Source organism: Candidatus Pelagibacter sp. HTCC7211 (assembly GCF_000155895.1).
Taxonomy (GTDB): Bacteria; Pseudomonadota; Alphaproteobacteria; order Pelagibacterales; family Pelagibacteraceae; genus Pelagibacter.
Genome location: NZ_DS995298.1, coordinates 1302149 through 1325970, shown reverse-complemented (window position 1 = coordinate 1325970; position 23822 = coordinate 1302149). Strand labels below are relative to the sequence as shown.

The 23822-nt window shown below is 30.9% G+C and carries 27 protein-coding genes; 24 read left to right on the top strand and 3 right to left on the bottom strand.

All coding sequences use genetic code 11. The features are described from left to right. Window positions 1-10: 10 nt before the first annotated feature. The 8 genes from amt to PB7211_RS07075 all read left to right on the top strand — a co-directional run bounded on the left by amt (window position 11) and on the right by PB7211_RS07075 (window position 7729). The gene (gene amt / locus PB7211_RS07110) at window positions 11-2248 is read left to right on the top strand and encodes an ammonium transporter (protein WP_008546123.1); all 2238 of its coding nucleotides are present in this window, start codon (window positions 11-13) and stop codon (window positions 2246-2248) included. Between the two features lie 81 nt (window positions 2249-2329). Further along, window positions 2330-2629, top strand: coding sequence for a hypothetical protein (locus PB7211_RS07105; protein ID WP_008545675.1), 300 nt, complete (start codon window positions 2330-2332; stop codon window positions 2627-2629). 102 nt (window positions 2630-2731) lie between these two features. After that, window positions 2732-3628 carry a DMT family transporter gene (locus tag PB7211_RS07100; protein ID WP_008545292.1) on the top strand — a complete coding sequence of 299 codons (897 nt, stop codon included), beginning with the start codon at window positions 2732-2734 and terminating at the stop codon, window positions 3626-3628. After that, a complete protein-coding gene (locus PB7211_RS07095; protein WP_008544490.1) occupies window positions 3621-4574 on the top strand; it encodes a D-2-hydroxyacid dehydrogenase family protein in 954 nt (317 codons plus the stop codon). Before PB7211_RS07100 ends, PB7211_RS07095 begins: the two co-directional genes overlap by 8 nt. Continuing rightward, window positions 4574-5467, top strand: coding sequence for a histone deacetylase family protein (locus tag PB7211_RS07090; protein ID WP_008545486.1), 894 nt, complete (start codon window positions 4574-4576; stop codon window positions 5465-5467). The genes PB7211_RS07095 and PB7211_RS07090 overlap by 1 nt, the downstream gene beginning before the upstream one ends. Before the next feature lie 3 nt (window positions 5468-5470). Continuing rightward, a complete protein-coding gene (gene msrB / locus PB7211_RS07085) occupies window positions 5471-5845 on the top strand; it encodes a peptide-methionine (R)-S-oxide reductase MsrB (protein ID WP_008544893.1) in 375 nt (124 codons plus the stop codon). A gap of 66 nt (window positions 5846-5911) precedes the next feature. Continuing rightward, window positions 5912-6754, top strand: coding sequence for an inverse autotransporter beta domain-containing protein (locus PB7211_RS07080; RefSeq protein WP_083780115.1), 843 nt, complete (start codon window positions 5912-5914; stop codon window positions 6752-6754). Window positions 6755-6757: 3 nt separating this feature from the next. Further along, window positions 6758-7729, top strand: coding sequence for a hypothetical protein (locus tag PB7211_RS07075; RefSeq protein WP_008545694.1), 972 nt, complete (start codon window positions 6758-6760; stop codon window positions 7727-7729). A 23-nt stretch (window positions 7730-7752) separates the two neighbouring features. Here the strand turns inward: PB7211_RS07075 and grxC are convergent, their stop codons facing one another. Together grxC and PB7211_RS07065 are read right to left on the bottom strand one after the other, a co-directional pair. Then, window positions 7753-8007: a glutaredoxin 3 gene (gene grxC, locus PB7211_RS07070; protein WP_008545771.1), complete on the bottom strand. Its 255-nt coding sequence runs from the start codon at window positions 8005-8007 to the stop codon at window positions 7753-7755. Between the two features lie 3 nt (window positions 8008-8010). Continuing rightward, a complete protein-coding gene (locus PB7211_RS07065) occupies window positions 8011-8307 on the bottom strand; it encodes a TIGR03643 family protein (RefSeq protein ID WP_008545008.1) in 297 nt (98 codons plus the stop codon). A gap of 124 nt (window positions 8308-8431) precedes the next feature. Between PB7211_RS07065 and PB7211_RS07060 the strand changes: the two genes are divergently transcribed. The 16 genes from PB7211_RS07060 (at window position 8432) to PB7211_RS06985 (ending at window position 22551) form a co-directional block, all read left to right on the top strand. Next, a complete protein-coding gene (locus PB7211_RS07060) occupies window positions 8432-9046 on the top strand; it encodes a LysE family translocator (RefSeq protein WP_034399169.1) in 615 nt (204 codons plus the stop codon). Window positions 9047-9135: 89 nt separating this feature from the next. After that, on the top strand, window positions 9136-10374 hold the full coding sequence (locus PB7211_RS07055; protein ID WP_008545950.1) for an amino acid ABC transporter substrate-binding protein: 1239 nt from the start codon (window positions 9136-9138) through the stop codon (window positions 10372-10374). Window positions 10375-10437: 63 nt separating this feature from the next. Further along, window positions 10438-11331: a branched-chain amino acid ABC transporter permease gene (locus PB7211_RS07050; RefSeq protein ID WP_034399168.1), complete on the top strand. Its 894-nt coding sequence runs from the start codon at window positions 10438-10440 to the stop codon at window positions 11329-11331. Then, window positions 11331-12380, top strand: coding sequence for a branched-chain amino acid ABC transporter permease (locus tag PB7211_RS07045; RefSeq protein WP_008544848.1), 1050 nt, complete (start codon window positions 11331-11333; stop codon window positions 12378-12380). Before PB7211_RS07050 ends, PB7211_RS07045 begins: the two co-directional genes overlap by 1 nt. Continuing rightward, a complete protein-coding gene (locus tag PB7211_RS07040) occupies window positions 12377-13117 on the top strand; it encodes an ABC transporter ATP-binding protein (RefSeq protein WP_008546037.1) in 741 nt (246 codons plus the stop codon). Before PB7211_RS07045 ends, PB7211_RS07040 begins: the two co-directional genes overlap by 4 nt. After that, window positions 13117-13902 carry an ABC transporter ATP-binding protein gene (locus tag PB7211_RS07035; protein WP_008544548.1) on the top strand — a complete coding sequence of 262 codons (786 nt, stop codon included), beginning with the start codon at window positions 13117-13119 and terminating at the stop codon, window positions 13900-13902. Before PB7211_RS07040 ends, PB7211_RS07035 begins: the two co-directional genes overlap by 1 nt. Beyond that, window positions 13902-14606 (top strand): AzlC family ABC transporter permease, encoded by a 705-nt coding sequence (locus tag PB7211_RS07030; protein WP_034399167.1) that lies wholly within the window; start codon window positions 13902-13904, stop codon window positions 14604-14606. The genes PB7211_RS07035 and PB7211_RS07030 overlap by 1 nt, the downstream gene beginning before the upstream one ends. After that, window positions 14596-14919 (top strand): AzlD domain-containing protein, encoded by a 324-nt coding sequence (locus PB7211_RS07025; RefSeq protein ID WP_008544674.1) that lies wholly within the window; start codon window positions 14596-14598, stop codon window positions 14917-14919. The genes PB7211_RS07030 and PB7211_RS07025 overlap by 11 nt, the downstream gene beginning before the upstream one ends. A gap of 40 nt (window positions 14920-14959) precedes the next feature. Further along, window positions 14960-15871, top strand: coding sequence for a glutarate dioxygenase GlaH (glaH, locus tag PB7211_RS07020; RefSeq protein ID WP_008544628.1), 912 nt, complete (start codon window positions 14960-14962; stop codon window positions 15869-15871). A gap of 32 nt (window positions 15872-15903) precedes the next feature. Further along, window positions 15904-16671, top strand: a complete 768-nt coding sequence (locus PB7211_RS07015) for a pyrroline-5-carboxylate reductase (RefSeq protein WP_008544262.1) — start codon at window positions 15904-15906, stop codon at window positions 16669-16671. A 5-nt stretch (window positions 16672-16676) separates the two neighbouring features. Then, entirely contained in the window at window positions 16677-17465 is a 789-nt protein-coding gene (locus tag PB7211_RS07010) for an ABC transporter ATP-binding protein (protein ID WP_008545696.1), read from the top strand. After that, complete coding sequence (locus PB7211_RS07005; RefSeq protein ID WP_008545201.1) at window positions 17465-18172, top strand: ABC transporter ATP-binding protein; 708 nt, start codon at window positions 17465-17467, stop codon at window positions 18170-18172. The genes PB7211_RS07010 and PB7211_RS07005 overlap by 1 nt, the downstream gene beginning before the upstream one ends. Before the next feature lies 1 nt (window position 18173). Continuing rightward, a complete protein-coding gene (locus PB7211_RS07000) occupies window positions 18174-19184 on the top strand; it encodes a branched-chain amino acid ABC transporter permease (RefSeq protein WP_008544470.1) in 1011 nt (336 codons plus the stop codon). A gap of 35 nt (window positions 19185-19219) precedes the next feature. Next, window positions 19220-20551, top strand: coding sequence for a branched-chain amino acid ABC transporter permease (locus tag PB7211_RS06995; RefSeq protein WP_008544306.1), 1332 nt, complete (start codon window positions 19220-19222; stop codon window positions 20549-20551). A gap of 74 nt (window positions 20552-20625) precedes the next feature. After that, window positions 20626-21789 carry an MFS transporter gene (locus PB7211_RS06990; RefSeq protein ID WP_008544697.1) on the top strand — a complete coding sequence of 388 codons (1164 nt, stop codon included), beginning with the start codon at window positions 20626-20628 and terminating at the stop codon, window positions 21787-21789. 48 nt (window positions 21790-21837) lie between these two features. Then, window positions 21838-22551 (top strand): sulfite exporter TauE/SafE family protein, encoded by a 714-nt coding sequence (locus PB7211_RS06985; protein WP_156773050.1) that lies wholly within the window; start codon window positions 21838-21840, stop codon window positions 22549-22551. A 54-nt stretch (window positions 22552-22605) separates the two neighbouring features. Here PB7211_RS06985 and PB7211_RS06980 read toward each other — a convergent pair whose 3' ends face one another. Beyond that, window positions 22606-23796 (bottom strand): ABC transporter substrate-binding protein, encoded by a 1191-nt coding sequence (locus PB7211_RS06980; RefSeq protein WP_008544200.1) that lies wholly within the window; start codon window positions 23794-23796, stop codon window positions 22606-22608. Between the last annotated feature and the right edge of the window lie 26 nt (window positions 23797-23822).

The window sequence follows — 23822 nt, the reverse complement described above, 5'->3', positions numbered from 1 at the left end:
AAATTTAATTATGACTGCGGCTGAAACCCAGATTTTGCTTAATAAGCTGCAGTCAAGTATTAAGCAATTAGAGCTTACCAACAAAGGAGCTTTAACTGCTTTAGAATTTCGTTTAGATGCAATCCTTCAAGCAAATCTAGATACCTTTTGGCTTTTAATTTGTGCAATCCTTGTTTTTCTGATGCAAGCAGGGTTTATGTGTTTGGAAACTGGGTTATCTCGAAACAAAAATAGTATTAACGTTGCTCTTAAAAATGTAACTGACTTTGGTATTGCAGTTGTAATTTTTTGGGCATTTGGTTTTGCATTAATGTATGGAACTAGTGTATCTGGATTGTTTGGCAATAAGTTTTTCTTTTTTACTACAAAAGTTGCTGGCTATCAGACTTATTTTGTTTTCCAAGCAATGTTTGTTGCTACAGCTGCAACAATTATATCTGGTGCAGTTGCTGAGAGATTAAGGTTTTTTTCTTACGTGATTATTACATTTTTTGCTTCAGGATTTTTTTATCCTATTGTTGGTCATTGGTCTTGGGCATTTAACTTTGAAAATCCAACAGAGAAATTTGGTTGGCTTGGAAAATTGGGTTATTTGGATTTTGCAGGAGCTTCGGTTGTCCATTCAGTTGGTGGATGGATTGCACTTGCAGTTTTATTAGTTGTAGGTAATCGAACAGGAAGATTTAGAAAAGATAGCTTAAGTAAGACCTTTCAGGGTAGCAATACTCCAATTGCTGCACTTGGTGCTTTAATTTTATGGTTTGGCTGGTTTGGATTTAATGGAGGCGCTAATGGAGCAATGGATTTAAAAATTCCATTAATTTTAATTAATACTTTTTTATCAGCTTCTTTTGGTCTTATTTTTTCAAGCATAATGGGAATAATTGTTTTAAAAAAACCTGAACCGTTATTCATGATAACAGGTCCTCTTGCAGGATTGGTTTCTATAACCGCATCATGCGCTTATGTAGATCCATCTGATGCAATTGTAATTGGAAGCATTGGTGGAATCATTTCAGGTTCAACAATTGTATTGTTAGAAAAAATTAAAATTGATGATGTAGTGAGTGCGATTCCTGTCCACTTAGCTTCTGGAATTTGGGGAACTATTGCTGTTGCTATATTTGGAAATTTTGAAATGATGGGTGTTGAAAAAACAAGATTAGAGCAATTATTAATTCAATTAATTGGAATTGTTTCAATTGGAAGTTTTTGTTTTTTTGGGTCTTATATAATTTTTAAAACTATCAATTCTTTTTTTCCATTAAGAGTTGGAAAAATTCAAGAAGAGTTGGGTCTTAATATTTCAGAACATAATGCATCAACCGATACACATGAATTGTTAGAAGTTTTGACAAAACAAGCTAAATCAGATGACTATTCTAATAGAGCTCCACAAGATCCTTTCACGGATAGTGGTATTATTGGAACTCAATATAATGTTTTAATGGACAGACTAGAGCAAACTGAAAAACAAAAAAATAAATGGAAAAACAGAGTTTCTCAAGAGATCAAGCTCGCAATGGATGTTCAAAAACGTTTAATGCCAAAAAGAGATATGGATCACTATCCTATATTTGGTCTTAATATTCCAGCAAGAGAAATTTCAGGAGATTTTTATGATTTTTTTCTTCATGATGATGAAGTTTATTTCACGTTATCAGATGTATCAGGTAAAGGTGTTAATGCAGGGATGGTCATGGCAAAAGCTATCACATTATTTAAAATTTTTGCGAGACAAAAATTTAGACCTAATGAAATTTTATTTGAAATGAATAATGATTTAAACGAAACAAATCCGAGAGGTACATTTATAACTTCAATTGTTGGAAGATATAATTTAAAATCAGATTTAGTAGAAATTGCAAATGCTGGACATCAACCAGCATTGTTAAGAAACGATAAAGAGTTTAAGGAATTTCCATCTAGTTCAGTTCCATTAGCAGTTACAAGACATAAAGATGAAAGTGTATATAAATTAGAAAGCTTCAAACTCAATGGAGGTAGAATTTATTGTTTCACTGATGGTTTTTCTGAGTGCATGAATGAAAAAAAAGAAGAAATAGGTATTAGTGGCGTTAAAGAATTAATCATTAAACACCAAAATTCTTTACTTAAAAAAGAATTAGAAGATGCAACTGAAGAAATTCGACTTAGAAGTTTGAAAAAAGAAATATCTGAAAAAGGCATAAAAGAAAATAACGATATTCTTGATGATGACTTAACAATAATTGGTATTGGCAAATAAAATCAAAATGGACACATTTAATTTTTAAATTAATCATTTTATTCTTTAATAGTTAATAAATTTAGATAGTAATCACTATTAATGAAAAATATTTTTTTTATTTTATTTACTTTCGTATTTTTAACTGGTTGTGCTCAAAATTTAGCATTATTGGGTCCAGCATTTTCAGTAGTTAAAACTGGTGGCATTCAACATGCAATAGTTGGTGAAACAATAAATTATGGAGTAAAAAATAAAACAGGTAAAAATGTTAGCGAACATGCAATGAGTTTATTGCCAGATGAAGTTGAAATTTTAGAGTGTGATAATACTTATAGCAATGATTTACAAAAAATATTCTTTGAAAAATCAGAAGATCTAGATTGTAAAGAAATTCAATAAATAATAATTCCTTTTATTAAATATTATTATTAGTTTTATTTAAGATAGACTTTAGTTTTAATCTCTGGGAAGATTATATTTGATAAAACATAAATTGATAAAATGAATAAAAACACAAAAGCATATACAATGCTAATTCTTGCAACATTATTTTGGGCAGGAAATTTTACTATTGGTAAATTTGCGTACACAGAGAATGTACCTCCATATTCATTAGCTTTTTTTAGATGGATTTTAGTTTGGATAATATTGTTACCTTTTACCTTCAAAGAAATTCCAAAAATAAAAACAGAAGTTAAAAATAATTTACCATTATTTTTTATTTTAGGTTTTACCAGCGTTGGTATATTTTCAGCGTTCACTTATAATGCCCTTAATTATACGCAGGTAATAAATGCTTCACTTTTTAATACCGCTATACCTGTATCAATAATTTTAGTCTGTTTTCTACTTAAGATTGAAAAAACAAATATTTATCAAATATCTGGTTTAATTGTTTCAGTTCTAGGAATTCTGGCAATTATTACACGTCTAGATTTAAATATTTTATTAACTTTAAATTTTAATAAGGGAGATATTTATATGATAATTGCAATAATATCATGGGGTATTTATTCAGCATTTTTGAAAAAAAAAACATTTGATATATCTTTACTTTCTCTTGTTCATGTTGTTTGTACATTTGGGTTAATTATTCTTTTACCAGCTTTTTTATTTGAGTTAGCTCAAGGGAAAACAACTGAGCTTAATAGTAATCTTATTTTCATTTTGCTCTATATTGCAATTTTTCCAAGCATTGGATCTTATTATTGCTGGGCTGGAGCAGTCTCAATCATTGGTGCTAATAGAGCTGGAATTTTTTTATCATTAATTCCATTATTCAGTACAATTTTTGCAATGATTTTTTTTAATGAAAAATTTTTATTTTTTCATTTCATTGGATCTGTTTTAATTATATTAGGTTTATTTTTATCAAACAAAAAAGTTACAAATGCTTAAAGTTGCAATTTTAGATGATTACCAAAACGTTTCACAAGAGTTTGTGGATCTTAAAAAATTGTCTGGAAAATATGAGTTTAAAATTTTTAGCGAACCATTTCTTGATGAAGCAGATGCTATTGAACAGTTAGCTGATTTTGAGGCTTTATTGATAATGAGAGAAAGAACACCTATTTCTAAGAATTTAATCGATAATCTTAATGATCTTAAATATATAATTACAAGTGGTGTACGAAACAAATCAGTTGATCTTGAAGCTGCAAAAAAAAGAAAAATCATAGTTTGTGGTACTGAAAGCAATACAAATCCAACTTGTGAATTAACCTGGGCATTAATTTTAGGGTTATCAAGAAATTTAAAAACAGAAATTGATAATATGTACCAAGGTTATTGGCAAACAACAGTTGGTTTTGAGCTTAAAGGAAAAATTATTGGTTTAATTGGTCTTGGAAAAGTAGGTTCACAAGTTGCAAAAATTGCTAATGCATTTGGTATGCAAGTAATGGCTTGGAGTGAAAATTTAGATTTAGATAAATGTAAAGAATTAAACGTTCTGCCTTGTAGTAAAGAGGATTTAATTAAAACGTCAGATTATATTTCAATTCACGTACAAGGTGGAGAGCGTTACAAAGATTGCATCACAATTAAAGAGTTTGATCAAATGAAAAAAACTGCTTTTTTAATTAATACTGCGCGTGGCCCAATAGTTAATGAAGATGATTTGATTATTGCTTTATCTACTAATGTTATTATGGGTGCTGGAATTGATGTTTATGAAAAAGAACCTCTGCCTGAGGCTAATAAGCTAAGATTTTTACCCAATGTATTATTAACACCTCACATTGGTTATGTGACAGCTGAAAATTATAGCATCTATTATACTCAAATGATTGAAGATCTTGAAGCTTGTGTAAATGGTAAACCTATTCGTGTTATTGAAAAATAATGGAGCTACCTGTAGTTAATCATAAAGATTATGTTGCTAAAATTGGAGATGATCATAAGTTTCCAATTAATAAATTTGGTGAACTTGCTAAATATTTAATAGAACAAAAAGTAGTAAAAAATTTTTTTAACCCTGTTGCTTGCTCTTTTGAAACTTTAAATAGAGCTCATTCAGAAGATTATATACATGATATTAAAAACAAAACCTTAGATAAAAATAAAATTAAAAAAATTGGTTTTCCATTGGTTGATAGCGTGGTTCAAAGGTCCTTAGTAGCAACTGGGGGAACTGTTTTAGCATCAAAACTTGCTTTAAACTATGGGATTGCTTGCAACACTGCAGGCGGAAGTCATCATGCAAATTATGATAGTGGTGCTGGTTATTGTGTTTTTAATGATGTAGCTGTTGCTGCACATTATTTATTGGATAAAGGATTTGCAAATAGAATTTTAATAGTAGATCTAGATGTTCATCAAGGAAATGGTAACTCAGAAATTTTTAAATACAATAGACATGTCTTTACTTTTAGCATGCATTCAAAAACTAATTATCCCGCAAAAAAATCAATTAGTGATTTAGATGTTGAGCTTGAAGACAATCTTGAAGATGATGTATATATAAAGACACTTAAATTTTATTTAAATGAGTTAAATAATGAAAACTTTGATTTTGTTTTTTATATAGCTGGTGTCGATATTCATTTTAATGACCGATTAGGTAAATTAAAAATTTCAGATGAAGGCATAAGACTCAGAGATGAGCTAGTAATTGAAAGTTTTTCTTCAAAAAAAATACCTATTTGTGGTGTTCTAGGTGGAGGATATAATAAAGACTTTAATAAATTGGTAGAATTACATTCTTTATTACATCAATCTTGTGCTAAATTAATTTAAATTATGACAAAGAAAATTAATAAAGATTTAACTTCTGAGCAAAAATTAGTTTTATTTGAAGAGGGCACTGAAATGCCAAATTCCTCTGAATTAAATAATGAAAAAAGAGAAGGAAGTTTTCATTGTGTAAATTGTGGTGAAAAATTATTTGATTCAATCACAAAGTACGAAAGTGGCTCAGGCTGGCCATCTTTTTACGAGTCTTTACCTGATGTATTTGAAACTAAAACAGATCACCTACTTGGTTATGCTAGAACTGAATATCATTGTAAAAAATGTGGTGGTCATCATGGTCACATCTTTGACGATGGTCCAAATCCTTCTGGTAAAAGATACTGTAATAACGGCGTTTGTTTGGTTTTTAAACCAAAGGAATAAATCATAAACCTAAATTAGGTTTAATATAATTTGTAAATTTTAATTAAATCTAATAAAATTTAGTGAATGAAAATAGTTAAATTAACTTTCATAATTTTATTATATAGCTTAAGTGCTAATGCTATAGACCTAACCAATAAGTTTATGAATAACTTGAATAGTTATTTTAGTGATAAATTCCCAACTGCTGAAATTGGTTTAAGTACAGGTGTAACAAATGAAGTTACGGGAAGTGTTTTAGTAGTAAAACCTATAAGTGATCCAAGTGATAATGAAAATATTATCTTCACTCAAGCAAGTTTATTTTTATCAGACGATAGCAGAGAAACTATCAATTTAGGTTTTGGTAATAGAAAATTGATTAATGATGATACATTATTAGTTGGTTATAATTTATTCTATGATCATGAATTAGATTATGATCACCAAAGAGCAAGTATTGGTATTGAAGCAATATCAAGTGTTGGATCGTTAAGAGCTAATCAATATTACGGTCTTTCTGGCTGGAAATCAGGATTAAATAATATAAATGAGAAAGCATTAAATGGTAGCGACGTAGAATTAGGTATGCCATTACCTTATCTGCCATGGACAAATTTATACTATAGATCATTTAACTGGGAAGGTGCTAGTGGTGCAGCAGATCTAGAAGGAGATGAGATATCACTAGAAGCAAAACTTACAAATTTTAATATTGAAATTGGAAAAAGAAGTAATGATGGAGTTACTGAAGATGAGGAATTTTTAAAAATAACTTATACTTGTTGTAATAATTCAAATAACGAAATTGGAATAAGTGACACCGCCTATAATTTAACTTCAGTTTCAGATCAAAAATTTGCAAAAGTTAGAAGACAAAACTTAATTGTAAAACAAAAAGAAATGGATTTAACAGTAATAGGATTTTAATTTATGAAAGCTGATTTAAATATTAGAATATTTTTTATAATATTATTTTTAAGTTTGATTAGTATAACATTCTATTCAACAGCTACAAATGCACAGCCTGGAACTACGGTAAGTAGAAATGATCCAGAATGCAACGGTAATGGAGGAACTATAACTCCTGCTGCTGCAAACAATAGATGTGAATTTACTCCTGATGCTCAAAAGATAACTTTTTATAGATTAGATCTATGTACTTCTCGACCAACTGGTCCAACAACATCTGCACAAGTAGTAAGAACTAATTGTTCTACATTTTTCAAGAATGATAGTGGGTCTGAGACAACAGTTGTAAAAGGAACAGGTACTCAAATAGGAACTGCTGCAGATTATACTGCTTTACCTTATGGAAATTATACTTTCGCAATTGTCACTATGGGTTCTACATTTAAATTCACGACAAGCCAACTTTTTGATGCTACGATGAGTGACAGATCAAATACTTCGACAACTTGTGTAACAAAAGTATCATCTCTTGGAACAATATACGGTTTTGAAAACAGAATTAATACTGCTGCAAAATCAAATGTAGACTGTACTTCAGGCGCAACTGCTGCCGAGACAACAATTGGAGTTAATACATTAACAATGGATAGTGATGATGATTGCTATCATGCAGTAACTTTTCAAGGTACGAGTGTTAATATCGATGCTTATTTAGTAGAGTCAGATTTGACACTTCTTGATGGAGTTGGAGCTACAGACACAGACCAAATTAAAAATGGTATAGCAGGTTGTACTGGCGGTGCAGATCACGATATTGCAAGAATAATTGGTGTAATGCCACTTGCAACAACAATGAAAATTACCCCTCAAACTACTGGTCTTCAAATCAAATACAATAATACCAGAGGTATAACAAAAAGTATGACTAGCACTACAAATATGATTGGATATTTTGATAGTGCTTATTTCGATTTTGATTTAATTGCTAGGTAGTTTGAATTAATTTTAAACTTTTTTTATTTCAGTAATTCTAATAATTTATTCTCTTTTTCCAAAGCTCTGGTTTCATCATAACCACCAATGTGCTGGTCATCAAAAAAGATTTGTGGAATTGTTCTCTTACCATTTGCTTTTTTAATCATTTCTTCCATAGCACCTTCAACTGTTGCAATGTTAATTTCTTTATATTCTACATTATTTCTAGCTAATAATCTTTTAGCAGCATCACAGTAATTGCAAAGAGGACCTGTATAAATAGTTACTAATTTCATGAATTATAAATAATCATTCTTTTTAATTTTACTAGTAATTTGTTTTCTTGAGTATTCAAATTTTTTTCGGTGTTTAATACTTTTTTGATTAACTCGTTTTCGCCACAACCTGAATGAGGCAGGCTTAATAGATCGTCTCATAATTTTAATTACCTCAGACTCTGTTTTCCCAGTCTTCTTTTCAATATCTTCAAAAGTGATCCGGTCAGCCCAAGCTGCCCAAATAACCCAATCTGGGTCATTTACATCTGGCTCTGGATTTTTGACCCTGGTAATAGGGGTGTGACCTTTTTTTTTCATAAATCCTTTATATTTGAAAAAAATGTTTAATGCATTTTTTTTAGAGAGTGATATTATGTATTTGATAGTCCTTCTTAGCCATCTTTAGCTCCCGGTTTTTAAGGACTATCCACGCATACTTAAAATGTTCCCCATAAACTATTTTCTATTTTTACAAATAATCTTATTTTTATTTATTACACCAGGTACACCAAGAATTGTCATAATTTCTTATTCTATGAATTATGGTGTTCAAAAATGTATTTGGACTGCATTAGGAGATATAAGTGCAAACTTTATTCAGGCAACTCTTGTCATCTTTGTCATTGGCTCATTTTTTTTAGATAATCCAAATTTTTTAAATATTTTTAAATGGATAGGAATAATTTATTTATTATATCTTGCTTATGATCTTTATAACTCAAAACCAAAAGATATAAGTTCAAATAATATTTCATCAAAAAGTTTTTTTTCTTTTTTTAGAGATGGTTTTTTAGTTGCAGGCACAAGTCCTAAGGCTTGGATGTTTTTTCCATTAATTTTTCCACAGTTTATTGATTTTAATTCAAATTATGTTGTTCAATTCTTTATTTTAATCACAACTTATGTAGTTTTAGATTTTTTATCTTTAGTTGCTTATGCTATGCTTGCTAGAAAATTAATTGTTTGGATAAAAGCAAATCCAAAAGTAATTAATACAATTTCTGCGAGTGTTTTAATTATCATTGCAATTATTATTGCTGTAATTCAACAATATTAACACTAATTAGTGATGCTTAATGCCTCTTGCATAAAATTAAATTTGTTTATTTAATAAGAAAATAATTAATTAATTAAAGAGGAAATAAAATGAGATTAAATAAAATAATTTTAAGTTTTGTTTCTGCATTAGTGATTTTATTCTCAACTTCAGTTGCATCTTTTGCAAAAGTTGTTGGTGACAAAATTATTTTAGGTGCTGCAATTTCATTAACTGGTAAATATTCATCTAATGGTGTTCATACTCAAAACGGTTATAACATGGCCGTTGACAGAATTAATAGCATGGGTGGTGTTAAAGTTGGTGGAAAGACTTATAAGTTTGACATTATCTATTATGATGATGAGTCAAACCCAAAAAGAGCTGCACAGCTTGCAGAAAGATTAATATCACAAGACGGTGTTGAGTTTATGCTTGGCCCTTACAGTTCTGGTTTAACAAAAGCGATTGCGCCTGTAACTGAAAAATACGGTGTTCCAATGGTTGAAGCAAATGGTGCTTCTAGATCTTTGTTCACAAAAGGTTACAAATATCTATTCGCCGTATTAGCTCCTGCTAATTTATATCTTGATGTTGCTATAGATCTAGCGGTTGAAAAGAATAATGGAAAAGGAGTTACTGTTGCAATGGCGTTTGAACAAGATGCATTTTCTCAAGACGTAAGACTTGGTGTTTTAGATGCAATTAAGAGAACTGGCTCTAAAAAAGTAATTGATGATAAATTACCAAAAGAGCTAAATGATATGGCTGCGACTTTAGTAAAAGTGAAACAAATGAAACCAGATGTTTTAGTTGTTTCTGGTCACACAAAAGGTGCTCTAACTGCTATCAGACAAATATCTGAGATGAAGGTAGATGTTCCAATGTTAGCTATGACACACTGCGATGCAGCTAAATTATCAAAGCAACATGGTAAAAACTCACAGTATGCCTTATGCGCTTCTCAGTGGCACAAAACATTAACTTATAAAGATGATTTCTTTAAAGATGGTATGACTTATGATGCAGACTTTACTAAAGAGTTTGGTTATGCACCTCCATATCAAGCAGCAGAGTCATCAGCTGCCCTATTGGTATTTAAAGATGCATTTGAGAGAGCAGATTCTTTTGATCAAAAGAAAGTTAGAGACGCTCTTGCAGCTACTAATATGCAAACTTTTTATGGAAATATAAAATTTGCAGAAGGTGGTCAAAATGTTGATAAGCCAATGGTACTTTTCCAAGTGATGTGTGATGATGCAGGAAAATGTGAAAACAAAGTTGTTGCTCCAACTAAATGGGCGTCAGCTAAGTTAATTCACCCAATTCCTTCGTGGTCTAAAAGATAAAAACAAATCTATAAATACCCCCTAATATATTATATATAGGGGGTATTTTTTTAAAGGTTCATTATGGATTTCATGGTTTTTCAATATCCAATGATTTCTGTTCAAGCATGTTTGGATGGAGTTTTACTTGGAATTTTATTTGCATTGATTGCATATGGTATGGCGCTTCAATGGGGGGTAATGAATATAATTAATATTGCTCAAGGAGATCTTGTTATATTAGGTGGATACATTGCTTACTTCATGTATCTATATGGAATTCATCCAGCTTGGGGAGTAATTGTATCTCCAATAATAATGTTCTTTGTAGGTATAGCAATTTACAAACTTGTAATTAATAAAGTAGTAGATAGGGATTTATTTATCTCTATTTTAGCTACTTTTGGAATAAGTATTCTTTTCATGCAATTAATGAACTTTGCATTTGGAGCTGATGTTGTTCTCGCAAATTCAGATTATGGAACAACTATGTTATTTAATAATAATGTTGTATTGCCAAATTCAAAAATATTTTCAGCTTTTATAAGTGTTTTATTCGCAATTTGTTTAGTAATTTATATGAAAAAATCGAAGCTTGGTCGTGCAATTAGAGCTACAGCACAAAATGCAAGAGCAGCAAAGATTTTAGGCGTAGATACAGAAAAAGTTTATGCAGCTACTTTTGGTATCAATGCAGCCCTTTGTGGTGTCGCTGGTGCATTAATATCCATAACATTTACTATCCATCCTTATATGGGTTTACCATACACAATAAGATCATTTATGATTGTCATTATTGCTGGATTAGGAAATTTACCGGGTGTTGCAATGTCAGGTATGGGATTAGGTGTTTTTGAAGAATTCGCTGATTATATTTTAGGAACAGAATTTAGAATAGGATCTGTATTTTTACTTCTAGTTTTAATACTTGTTTACAGAAGATTTAAATTATCAAGGAAAAGAGAATACTTAAAATAATGAAAAATAATTTAATTTTATATATTGGAATTTTAATTTTTGGTATAGCCGCTCCATTTATATTTCCAGCTTTTAAAGTTCAGTTATCAATACTTTGTGTATTAATTATTCTTGCTACAACCTGGAATATTCAGGGTGGTGAAATGGGCTATAATTCATTTGGAAATATTCTCTTTTATGGTCTTGGCATGTATCTATGTGCTTCTGTACAAGTTGGAATGTTTTTTCCATTAGCAGAGTGGACAGAAAGTGGGGGTGAAAAAACATTTGTTCATACTCCAACTCAGTTTTTTCAAGGAATGGCTGTTGGATTGATAGTAGCTGCAGTTGTACCAACTATTGTAGCAGGTTTAATTGGATACTCTATTTTAGGACTTAGAGGACATTATTTTGCAATTTGTACATTAGGATTAGGAGTTGCAGCAGGTGAAATTTCTGGAGGAATTGAGATCATTGGAGCTGGACAAGGCTTCACTACTCCACCATTTCCTGATGTAGGAAGTTTAGAATCAAGAGGTGAATTTTTTTATTTCTTAAGCTTCTTTACATTGGTACTTACATTCATTGCTGTTCGTTCAATATATCCTACAAGATTTAAATTAATACTTAACGCTATCAGAGATAATGAGGACAAAGCTGAAGCAATGGGTATTGAAACAATGAAATACAAAATTATTGGCTGGATGATCTCAGCATTCTTTTGTGGATTAGCAGGTGGAATAATGGGCGGCTTAGTTGGATATATCGACTCTACTGATGTTGCGTTCGATGGAAGAGAGATGGGAGTATTCATGGTATTGATGGCAATACTTGGTGGCAAAGGAACACTTTGGGGTCCAATTATTGGTGCAACTGTTTTTCATATATTTAAAGAAGGCTTTTGGACATTCTTTTTAGGTTGGCAGTATGTAGCTTTAGGAGTCTTGATTGTTGTGATTGTAATTTATTTCCCTGAGGGAATTATGGGATGGTTAAGAGAAAAATATCCAGAGAGATTTGGTGAAGTAGTTGATGAAAAAGATCGTAAAGCACAGGTAGAACTTAAGTGAGTATTTTAGAAGTAAGTAATGTAAGTAAATCATTTGGTGGTGTTAAAGCTAATGTTGACATCTCAATGAATGTTGAAAAAGGTAAGATAGTTGGATTAATTGGGCCAAATGGCTCAGGCAAAACCACATTATTTAATTCGATTGTAGGAACTTATCCTATAGATAATGGATCAATAAAATTTAATGGCAAAGAAGTCTCAGAGTTGCCAGTCCCCGTAATTGCAAAGCTAGGATTATTAAGGACATTTCAACAGACTAGAATTTATGGAAAGCTTAACTGCATAGAAAATATGCTTATTAGTCACAAAGGTAGTGACGCAGACTTAATGAAAATATTTTCTAAAATTCCACAAGAATTAACAGATAAAGCTGAAAACTTATTAAATTTCGTAGGGTTATTTCAAAAAAGAAAACTTAGAGCAGGGGACCTCTCATTTGGTCAACAAAAGTTATTAGAACTTGCAATGGCATTAATGAATGAGCCTGAAATGTTATTATTGGATGAGCCAACAGCGGGAATTAATCCGACATTGATAAATGGAATAATCGATAGATTAATTAAGGTAAATCAAGATTTTGGAATAACACTTTTAGTGATCGAGCATAATATGAGAGTAATAATGCAGTTAGCAGAAGACATTTTTTGCTTAGCTCATGGTAAAATGTTAGCTAATGGTTCTCCAAATGAAATTAAAAATGATAAACGTGTTATAGACGCGTATTTAGGAGCTCAATAATGGCAAATCAATATGAAGTATTAGGAAAAGCTCCAACACCAGAGGATTTAAAAAAATTATCGCCTGAAGAAATTCACTTAACTATAAATAATTTAAATGCTGGTTATGGAAAAATGGAAATTTTGCATAATTTTGATTTATTTGTAAATAAAGCTCAGTCTTTATGTTTGATTGGTCCAAACGGAGCAGGTAAGTCAACTATACTTCATTCAATCTATGGATTTACAAATATTTTTTCTGGTCAGATTGAAATAGAAGGAAAAGAGATTACAAATCTTACTCCTGCTGAAAAATTAAAGTCAGTTGGTATAGCTTATATACTTCAAGATAATTCAGTATTTCCTGACATGACTGTCGAAGAAAACTTGTTAATGGGAGGATATATTAAAGAAAAAACGGATGAGTCATATCAAGAAGCTGAAAGAATTTTTCAAAAATATGAAAGATTAAGAAATAGAAGAAACCAGCCAGCAAAAGTTTTATCAGGTGGTGAAAGAAGATTGCTAGAAATATCTAGAGCGTTAGTTATGAAGCCATCAGTATTGTTAGTAGATGAACCATCGATTGGTTTGGAACCAAGATACATAGATATGGTTTTTGAAATTTTAAGAGATCTTCAAGAAAATGAAAAAAAAACTATTATTCTAGTAGAGCAAAATGCTAAAAAAGGTCTTGAGTTTGCAGATATAGGATATGTTTTGGTGTCGGGACAAACTGCAATTGCAGGAAAGGGAGATGATTTACTTAAAAATCCTGACGTTGGTAGATTGTTCCTTGGTGGATAATGATTAAGAAAAGTTTTTTCTTAAAAGGATATAGCTCAATATTTACTCATGACAGTCCAGCAATAGCTCTCACTTGTTGTTTTGTAGCTATTGGAGCTCTTTTTAAAAATTTAGGTTTTAACATTCAGGAGAGTATTTTTTCAACTGTTTTAACTTATGCTTTGCCTGGCTCATTAGTTATGGCTGAGTCCATGTTAATTGGAGCATCCTTATTAAATATTTTTTTAGCGGTTTGGTTTGTTAATGCAAGACTTTACCCTATGGCTGTATCTTTATTTCCTTTAATGATGCACAAAAGTCAACCTAAGTGGAAATACTACTTTTCTTGTCATTTTATTGCTGTTTCTGCTTGGCTGATCATGAAAAGTAATTACAAACAAATTCCAAAAAAATACAGAATTGATTACTGGATTGGCATTGGAAGTGCAACAGTAAGTGTATCAGTTATTGGCACATTTTTGGGTTTTTCTTTATCAGAGTATTTGAATAAAGATATGATGATGGGATTAGCAATTCTTAATCCAGTTTATTTTTTATGCATGATGGTTGGGGCATCAAAAAATATACCAATAACTCTATCAGTTTTGCTTGGAATTATATTAGGACCAATTATATATTTATTTTCACCCGAGTGGTCAATTTTATTGGCAGGTGTGATTGGTGGAACTATAGCTTACCTAGTTGGAGAGCACAGTGTCAGCTAATATAGTATATGCAATCCTGGTAACTTCTTTAGCAACATTTTTATCTAGATTTTTGGGTGCTATTACATCTGAGGGCATAAAAGAAACCTCAAAACTTTTTAAATGGTTTAATTGTTTAGCCTACGCAACCTTGGCAGCATTAATAGCAAGAACTATAATTTTTCCTGCTGGTATTTTAATAGATGCAAGTTATTCCAGTAGATTACTTGTTGTATTGTTATCTTTGTTTGTTTTTTTCATTTCAAAGAAAAACTTTGTTTATCCTACAATTTTCTCTGCTTTTTGTATGGCTATTATTAATAATTATATCTAATTAAAATTGATTTATAAACTAAGGTAAAATAAAATTTAGAATGCAAAAAATTACGGGTATAGATATTCAAGAGCATGATCATTCAAATAGGATCGTTAAGATTAGTTTAGAAAATGATATTATAGATAAATTAATTTTTCCTTTTAATAAATTTGATTTAACAGCATTAGAACTCAAACCATTTACAAGATTTACTTTAGCTAAAAGTTTAGATGATTTAACAAACAATAAATTAAGTGATTTGATGAATTCAATCATTAGAGATAGATCGACAGGTTGTTTTATCATAGGACCAAAAAACATAACTACAAAAATTAATGATACATTTTTAGTTAAGTTGTCAACTGCAATCGCTCATCTTATAGGTGTGCCAAATCATGATGCCATGACTGGAAAATATTACGCTCGTTTTCACGTAAAACATGAAGATACTAGCGACTCATATTTGAGAAAAGCTTATAGAAATATGGATCTTCACACAGATGGAACATATGTCAAAGATGTTACTGATTGGTTAATTATGACTAAAATTGATGAACAAAATGTAGAAGGTGGAGAGACTGCAATGTTACACCTTGATGACTGGGAACATTGTTTCGATTTATATAATGATCCCATAGGAAAACAAAAGTTTGTTTGGGGATCACCAAAAAGTAAAAATATTGATTATAAAGTTGAACACCCAGTTTTTTCGTCAGATGGAGAGGGAAGACCAACAATTTCATACATAGATCAATTTCCTGAACCACAAAATATGGAACAAGGAAATTTTTTGCAGAGATTATCTGATGGATTAGAGGAGAGTAAAAATAAAATAATTACAAAATTACCTGTTGGTTACTCTGTGATCGCAAATAATTATTTCTGGCTTCATGGTAGAAAACCTTTCAAAGAAAATAAGGAATTAAGTAGAGAATTACTAAGAATTAGAGGTTCTTTTTTTGTTAATTAATTCAATATAATCAATATAAAGTAACCAAAATTATGATTTTAGGTTTTATTGGTACAGGAAAAATTGCTGCTTCAGTGATTACTGGAATATGTAAATCAAATATTTCTTTCAAAAAAATAATTATTTCACTAAGAAATAAAAAAATAGCACAAGGTTTAAAAAGAAAGTTTAAAAAAATAGTTATCGCTAAAGATAACCAACAAATTGTAGATCAGTCTAATTGGGTATTTTTATCTGTTACACCAATTGTTGGTGAAAAAATTATAAAAGATTTAAAATTTAAATCCAAACAAACTGTTGTTAGCTTTATTTCAACTATAACTTTGTCTCAATTAAAAAAAGCAATTAACAAAAAAGTATCAATTGTTAGAGCAATACCTCTTCCTCCAATTGCATTAAAGAAAGGTCCGGTACCTATTTGCCCTCCTAATCCAAAAGTAAAAGCATTTTTTAATAAGCTTGGAACAACAGTCGAAATTAAAAATGAAAAATCTTCAATAAATTTTTGGTCAACTTCTGGAATGATGGCACCTTTTTATGAGGTGTTGAGAGTTATGACTGATTGGCTAGTAAAAAGAGGAGTAAAAAGAAGTAATGCTCAAAAATATATTACCTCTCTGTTTTTAGCATTATCTGAAGATGCTGTGGTAAATTCAAAAAAAAACTTAAAAAATTTAGTTAAAGATTCTCAAACGCCAAAAGGATTGAATGAACAAGGTGTGAAGGAATTAACTAAAGCAGGTTTTTATAAATCCCTTGAAAAAACTTTAGACAGTATTCATCGAAGATTAAATAAATAAATTAGATGTCTGAAAATATTTTAGAGATTAGTAATTTGTCGAAATATTTTGGAGGTATTGCTGCTGTATCTGATTGTTCTTTAAATGTTAAACGAGGAAGTATTACAGGAATAATTGGACCTAACGGATCAGGTAAGACGACATTATTTAATTTAATTGCTGGAAATTTAAAATCTTCAAATGGATATGTTACTTTTGACGAAGAAAATATAACTGATGTTCCATCATATGAATTATTTTCAAAAGGACTTTTAAGAACTTTTCAAATTGCTCACGAATTTACCAATTTATCTGTTTTAGAAAATCTGATGATGGTTCCTGGAAATCAATCAGGAGAAAAAATAATGACAGCATTGTTTAAACCTGGCCTGGTAGCTCAAGAAGAAGCTGTGATTAAAGACAAAGCAAAAGAAGTAGTCAATTTTTTGAATTTAGGACATTTATCAAATGAATTAGCTGGAAATCTATCTGGCGGACAGAAAAAATTGTTAGAACTTGGAAGAACGATGATGGTAGATGCAAAACTTGTGCTACTTGATGAGGTTGGTGCTGGAGTAAATAGAACTTTATTAAAAGATCTTGGTACTGCGATTGAAAAGCTAAATAGGGAGAAGGGCTATACTTTTTGTATGATTGAGCATGATATGGATTTTATTGGTAGATTGTGTGATCCAGTAATAGTAATGGCTGAAGGATCAGTTTTATTTGAAGGATCAGTTGAAGAAGCAAAAAAGGATGAAAAGGTAATTGAAAGTTATCTTGGAAGAGGCTCCAAACTTAAGGATACAAAGTAATGGCATATTTTGAAGGAATTGAAATGACAGGTGGTTATGGAAATGGACCTGATATCATTAATTCATGTTCAGTAGACGTAAATAAAGGTGAAATAGTTTCTATACTAGGTCCAAATGGAGCTGGAAAATCTACAGCTATGAAAGCTATGCTTGGTTTACTTAATTTAAAATCTGGATCAGTAAAAATTGACGGAAAAGATATTTCAAAATTATCTCCACAAGATAGAGTTAAAGAGGGTATTTCATTCGTTCCTCAAACAAAAAATGTATTTGCTGGTATGACAGTTGAAGAAAATTTAGAAATGGGTGCATTCCTAGTTAATGATGACGTAAAAAATATTATTGAGGAAATTTATGAGCTATTTCCGGTTTTAAAAGAAAAAAGAAATCAGTTTGTTGGAGAATTGTCAGGTGGTCAGAGACAACAAGTTGCTCTTGGAAGAGCTTTAATGATTAAACCAACTGTTTTAATGTTAGATGAACCTACGGCAGGTGTTTCCCCAATAGTAATGGATGAATTGTTTGACCATATTATTAAAGTAAAAAGAACCAATGTTGCAATCTTAATGGTTGAGCAAAATGCAAAACAAGCATTAAATATTTCTGATAGAGGTTATGTTTTAGTAACTGGAGAAAATCGATATTCAGGAACAGGAAATGAATTATTAAACGATCCAAGAGTTAGAAGCTCATTCTTAGGCGGGTAGTATGGATATATTAAACGCAATAATACTTTTACTTAATTATATTTTTATTCCAGCCCTAACCTATGGATCTCAATTAGCCCTTGGTGCAATTTTTGTAACATTAATTTATGGTATCTTAAGATTTGCTAATTTTGCTACTGGAGACATGATGTCATTTGGTACAATGATTACTATTTTGTTTACATGGTATTTCCAATCTTTAGGAATTTCACTTGGTATTCTACCTACAGCACTATTAGCCATTCCTTTTGCGATTATTTTCATGATTTTATACATGTTCAGTATTGATAAATTTGTGTTTAAATATTATCGAACAAACAAAAGTCCACCTGTTCAACTGGCAATGGTAAGTATTGGGGTTATGTTTGTCACTCAAGCAGTTGTAAGAATTATTATTGGTCCATCAGATAGAAGATTTTTTGATGGAGAAAAATTTATTATTAAAGCACGTGAGTTTAAAGAGATGACAGGTTTAAACGAAGGTCTTGCATTAAAATCAACTCAAGTGCTAACAATATTTGTTACAATAGTATTAGTTTCTTTGTTATTTTGGTTTTTAAACAAAACGAAGACAGGAAAAAGCATGAAGGCATATTCTGATAATGAAGATTTGGCACTTCTTTCAGGCATAGATCCAAAGAAAATTGTTATGATTACGTGGATAATTGCTGGAATTTTAGCAACTATTGGTGGTGCTTTATATGGTTTAGATAAAAGTTTTAAACCATTTACATACTTTAACAATATGCTTCCTATTTTTGCTGCTGCAATCGTTGGAGGTATTGGAAACCCTTTTGGAGCATTTTTGGGAGGATATGTTATTGCTTTTTCAGAAATATTTTTAACTTACGCTTACAAAAAATTTTTTATGTATATGTTGCCAGAGAGTATGGAGCCTGAAAGTTTAGTTCAACTTTTATCAACAGACTATAAGTTTGCAGTATCATTTTCGATACTTGTTATTGTTCTACTCTATAGACCCTCTGGAATATTTAAAGGGAAAGTATTGTGAGAAAAAATTTAAACGTAATTGCGGCTTACAGTATTATGATGGGCTTAATTATCTTAGTGGGATTATTTCAATCTTGGAATATTGCATTATCTATTTTTAATCTTTGCTTAATTTCTGCAGTAATGACAATGGGAGCTAATATTCAATGGGGTTATGCAGGACTAATTAACTTTGGAATTATGGGATATACAGCATTAGGCGGTCTTGCAGCAGTATTAATATCTGTCGATCCTGTACAAGAGGCATGGAGCGCTGGTGGTTTTGATATTTTAATGAGCTTATGGCTAATAGTAGTTATGGTCTTAGTTGTCAGATTTATTTTAAAAAGATTTGAAAAATCTAAAGTGAGAACTTATAGCATCGCGGCAATAATAATTTCGGGTATATTGCTTATTAGATTTTCTGCAGAACCAGGCATTGAAGCTATTGAAGCTGTTGATCCTGCTAAAACAGGTTTTTTAGGTGGATTTGGATTACCTATTTTATTTTCTTGGATTGTTGGAGCATTCTTTGCTGGAGGATTAGCTTTTATTGTTGGGAAAGTAGCGTTGGGTCTTAGAGCTGATTACTTGGCAATTGCTACACTTCTTATTTCAGAAATTGTAATCGCTATAATTAAACACGAAGATTGGCTTACAAGAGGCGTTAAAAATGTAATTGGTTTAAAAAGGCCGGCTCCATATGAAGTTAATCTACAAACGACAGATTGGTTTATAAATTTAGTTGAAAAATTTAATTCTGGAAAATTAGAAATAATTTCCAATTTATCAGATCGGCAATCAGCATTAAATCAGCTTGTTATCGAAGGCTCATCAGTATTTGTAAAATTATGTTACTCAGGTTTATTCTTAACAGTGGTTATAATTCTTTTAATTTTAACTCAGAAAGCACTTTATTCTCCTTGGGGAAGAATGATGAGAGCAATAAGAGATAATGAGGAAGCAGCAAACGCTATGGGAAAAAATGTAGTTAAACAACATTTATTAATTTTTATTTTAGGATCTGCAATAGTTGGAATTGCTGGCGCGATGTTAGTTACTCAGGATGGCTTGTTTACTCCTGGAAGTTATAGACCTATGAGATATACATTTCTTATATGGGTAATGGTAATTGTTGGTGGAAGCGGGAACAATTTTGGTGCTATTTTAGGAGGTTTTGTAGTTTGGTTCTTATGGATTGAAGCTGCTCCAATTGCATTATTCTTAATTAATTTTTTTACAGCAGGTATTTCAGAAACAAACGCTCTTAAAGCTCATTTAATTGAAAGCGTGCCTTACTTTAGATTCTTAATGATGGGCCTTGGATTATTATTAATTATGAGGTATCGACCAAAAGGTATACTTCCTGAAAAAATAGAAATAAAATAATTTAATATGAAATATATTATATTGGGTGCTGCAATTGCTTGGGCCATGTACATGGCAGACAAGTATATGTTTTAATGAATAAAAATCTTTGGCTGCTGATTTTAAGTCAGATTTTTGCTTTTACCGCTGCACCAGTCACAGTATTTTTAAGTGGAATTATTGGATCTCAATTCAGTCCTATTAAATCTTTAGCAACTTTGCCAATGGCATTATCGATTGTAGGTATTGCGATCTTTGCATTTTTTGCCGCAAAGATTATGAGTATTATTGGAAGAAGAGCAGGTTTTATTCTTGCTTCAGTTGGAAGTTCTCTAGCATCATTAATGGCATCATACTCAATAATTATTGAAAGTTTTTTATTATTTAATTTAGGATGTTTCTTACTTGGAGCAGGAGTAGCTTTTAGTCATCAATATCGTTTTGCTGCAGTTGAAACTGTAGATAAAGATATGGCCCCAAAAGCTATATCAATAATATTATTAGCAGGGATTGGTTCAGCTTTTATAGGTCCAAATTTAGCAAATATTTCAAAAGAGATTATCTTAGATCATTTGTATGCAGGTTCATATGTTGCACTTGCAATATTGACATTATCTTCAACAATTTTTTTATTATTTTATGAGGATAATCATAGACCAAATAATTTAATTAAAAAAAATACACGAAGTTATTTTGAATTAATTACACAACCAAGATTTTTACAAGCATTAATAGCATCATCTTTTGCTTATGCGGTGATGTCATTTTTGATGACAGCTACACCCATAAGCATGCATGTAATGGAAAAAATTAGTTTGGCAAAAACTGGATTAGTTATTCAGCTACATATTGCGGCAATGTTTTTACCTTCATTAATCACAGGAAATTTGATCAAAAAATTTGGACATAGCAAAATAATGTATTTAGGTGTTCTTTTGTTTTTAATAACAATTTTGACAAGTTTATTTGAGCAAAATTTTAAAAATTATTTAATAGCATTAATCTTTTTAGGATTTGGTTGGAATTTTTTATTTATATCAGGAACAAGTTTATTAGTTTTATCTTACAAAGAAGAAGAAAAGTTTAAAGCTCAAGGCTTTAATGATCTTATTGTTTACACAGTTCAAGCAATAGCAAGTTTATCAGCTGGCATATTTATTAGCCTAACTAGTTGGAAAACAATGAATTTAGTTTGTATTATTTTTTTAATAATTATTGTTATTTCCACTTTTAGAGCAGATTTAAAACAAAGAATTTAAATGGATTTTTTGTGATACTTTAATTTAGATTTATCTGAATTTTTATTAATAAGTTTTACTGTTTTTATAGCTTCGATAATAAGGGGGTTTAATGGATTTGGATTTTCAGCAACTTGTATTTCTGGATTTTCTTTTATTCTTCCTGCATTAGAGGTAGTACCGATTATATTAATTCTCGAGATTTTCATAAGTATTTTTATGGCACCTTATATTTGGAACAAAATAGACTGGAACTTTTTTTTTAAACTATTGATAGGGATTACAATTGGTTCACCAATTGGATTATATTTATTAAAATACTTATCACCACAAACAACTCATTTGTATGTATGTGTAATAATTATATTTTTTTCTTTATTATTAATGAAAGGCTACTCAAATCAAAAAATTAATAATGATGGCTCAAAAATTTTTACAGGAATAATTTCTGGAACCTTAAATGGATTAACAACATTAGGTGGAATGCCTGTTGCACTATTTTTATTGGTTACCAGTATACAACCAGCCGTAATTAGAGGGTCTTTAGCAGCACTATTTTTTTTAACAGATGTATATGCTTTTGTTTTAAGCTTTTTGGGAGGGATTGTAGATATGATAACAATTTATAGAACTCTTCCATTGATAATAATTTTACCAATTGGAGTTTATATTGGAGATAAATTTTTTGTTAAAAGCAAAGAAGCTCTTTATAGAAAAGTAGTGTTTAATTTTTTAATAATAATATCAATTTTTGGTATTTTAAGAATTACAGGAAGTATTTAAACATAAAAAAACCCCAGCAATTTACAATTACCGGGGTTTTTAATTTGATATTAATTATCTTTGTTTTTTAGTTTTAAACTTTCCACCTTTTACTTCTTGCTCTAAGAAAGAACCTTCGGCTTCACCAACACTAGTAAATGTAACACCAGTTGCTCCCTCGTAGTTAATCTTTTTACCTTTGGCAAGTAAGTCTAAACCTTTTTTTAGTTGACCTGGATAAATTTTAGTTCCAGGCTCATTAGCAACATCCATTACATTTTTTGCAATAGATGCTCTATCTGCTGAATTACCAGCTTGCATCGCTAAAACTATTAAAGCAGCAGCATCATATGATTCTCCAGTGTAAGGACCAGATGAATCTATTCCACCAGCTTTAGCTACTTCAGCAAACACACCAGCACCTTTTCCAGTTGAACCAGGCATAGAACCAAAAGATTTGCTTAAATCTTTTCCAAATGCATCAACCAAAGATTGACCGATCATTCCATCTGATAAAATAAATCTATCAAATGCACCTGAGTCTAAAGAGGCTTGAATAATTCCTTTTCCTCCTTGATCAAGGTAACCAATTACTGCTACTGCATCACCACCTGCTGAAGCAAGTGTTGCTACCTCAGATGAATAATCAGCTTTTCCATCTTCGTGAGCAGTTACTGTTGTAACTTTAATACCGTGAGCTTTAACTGCTGCTTCATATACATCAGCTAAACCTTTTCCATAGTCATTATTTGTGTAAGTTATTGCTACACTTTTAACTTTTCTGTCTTTTGTTATATCAGCTAAGATTTGACCACCTCTAGCATCTGATGGTGCAGTTCTAAAGAAATACCCATTATCATCTAAAGTTGTTAAACCTGGAGAAGTTGCTGATGGTGAAATCATCACTACACCATTTGGTACAGCAACATTTGATGCTATTGCACCAGTTACACCTGAACAATCTGCCCCCATAATTGCAGCTACACCACCTGAAATTAGTCCTTCAGCTGCTGAAGTTGCTGCCGCTGAGTCTACACAAGTTGAGTCTGCTCTTACTGGCTCAATTTTTTTTCCACCTAATAGCGAACCTGAATCAGAGGCCTCTTTAAAAGCAAGCTCTGCAGATGCAGCCATAGCAGGAGTTAGAGATTCAATAGGACCCGTAAATCCTAAAATAATCCCCATTTTAATCGAATGTCCGTCTGCCATTACATTTGAACCAAAGCTTGATACAAACATAAATACGGCGATAAATAGTTTTCTCATTATCTTCCTCTTTATTGTTAACAATT

What these genes read in the sequence shown, in the direction of transcription:
- amt (WP_008546123.1), top strand. Translation starts at nt 11, where the DNA reads ATGACTGCGGCTGAAACCCAGATTTTGCTTAATAAGCTGCAGTCAAGT.
- PB7211_RS07105 (WP_008545675.1), top strand. Translation starts at nt 2,330, where the DNA reads ATGAAAAATATTTTTTTTATTTTATTTACTTTCGTATTTTTAACTGGT.
- PB7211_RS07100 (WP_008545292.1), top strand. Translation starts at nt 2,732, where the DNA reads ATGAATAAAAACACAAAAGCATATACAATGCTAATTCTTGCAACATTA.
- PB7211_RS07095 (WP_008544490.1), top strand. Translation starts at nt 3,621, where the DNA reads ATGCTTAAAGTTGCAATTTTAGATGATTACCAAAACGTTTCACAAGAG.
- PB7211_RS07090 (WP_008545486.1), top strand. Translation starts at nt 4,574, where the DNA reads ATGGAGCTACCTGTAGTTAATCATAAAGATTATGTTGCTAAAATTGGA.
- msrB (WP_008544893.1), top strand. Translation starts at nt 5,471, where the DNA reads ATGACAAAGAAAATTAATAAAGATTTAACTTCTGAGCAAAAATTAGTT.
- PB7211_RS07080 (WP_083780115.1), top strand. Translation starts at nt 5,912, where the DNA reads ATGAAAATAGTTAAATTAACTTTCATAATTTTATTATATAGCTTAAGT.
- PB7211_RS07075 (WP_008545694.1), top strand. Translation starts at nt 6,758, where the DNA reads ATGAAAGCTGATTTAAATATTAGAATATTTTTTATAATATTATTTTTA.
- grxC (WP_008545771.1), bottom strand. Translation starts at nt 8,007, where the DNA reads ATGAAATTAGTAACTATTTATACAGGTCCTCTTTGCAATTACTGTGAT.
- PB7211_RS07065 (WP_008545008.1), bottom strand. Translation starts at nt 8,307, where the DNA reads ATGAAAAAAAAAGGTCACACCCCTATTACCAGGGTCAAAAATCCAGAG.
- PB7211_RS07060 (WP_034399169.1), top strand. Translation starts at nt 8,432, where the DNA reads ATGTTCCCCATAAACTATTTTCTATTTTTACAAATAATCTTATTTTTA.
- PB7211_RS07055 (WP_008545950.1), top strand. Translation starts at nt 9,136, where the DNA reads ATGAGATTAAATAAAATAATTTTAAGTTTTGTTTCTGCATTAGTGATT.
- PB7211_RS07050 (WP_034399168.1), top strand. Translation starts at nt 10,438, where the DNA reads ATGGATTTCATGGTTTTTCAATATCCAATGATTTCTGTTCAAGCATGT.
- PB7211_RS07045 (WP_008544848.1), top strand. Translation starts at nt 11,331, where the DNA reads ATGAAAAATAATTTAATTTTATATATTGGAATTTTAATTTTTGGTATA.
- PB7211_RS07035 (WP_008544548.1), top strand. Translation starts at nt 13,117, where the DNA reads ATGGCAAATCAATATGAAGTATTAGGAAAAGCTCCAACACCAGAGGAT.
- PB7211_RS07030 (WP_034399167.1), top strand. Translation starts at nt 13,902, where the DNA reads ATGATTAAGAAAAGTTTTTTCTTAAAAGGATATAGCTCAATATTTACT.
- glaH (WP_008544628.1), top strand. Translation starts at nt 14,960, where the DNA reads ATGCAAAAAATTACGGGTATAGATATTCAAGAGCATGATCATTCAAAT.
- PB7211_RS07015 (WP_008544262.1), top strand. Translation starts at nt 15,904, where the DNA reads ATGATTTTAGGTTTTATTGGTACAGGAAAAATTGCTGCTTCAGTGATT.
- PB7211_RS07010 (WP_008545696.1), top strand. Translation starts at nt 16,677, where the DNA reads ATGTCTGAAAATATTTTAGAGATTAGTAATTTGTCGAAATATTTTGGA.
- PB7211_RS07005 (WP_008545201.1), top strand. Translation starts at nt 17,465, where the DNA reads ATGGCATATTTTGAAGGAATTGAAATGACAGGTGGTTATGGAAATGGA.
- PB7211_RS07000 (WP_008544470.1), top strand. Translation starts at nt 18,174, where the DNA reads ATGGATATATTAAACGCAATAATACTTTTACTTAATTATATTTTTATT.
- PB7211_RS06995 (WP_008544306.1), top strand. Translation starts at nt 19,220, where the DNA reads ATGATGGGCTTAATTATCTTAGTGGGATTATTTCAATCTTGGAATATT.
- PB7211_RS06990 (WP_008544697.1), top strand. Translation starts at nt 20,626, where the DNA reads ATGAATAAAAATCTTTGGCTGCTGATTTTAAGTCAGATTTTTGCTTTT.
- PB7211_RS06980 (WP_008544200.1), bottom strand. Translation starts at nt 23,796, where the DNA reads ATGAGAAAACTATTTATCGCCGTATTTATGTTTGTATCAAGCTTTGGT.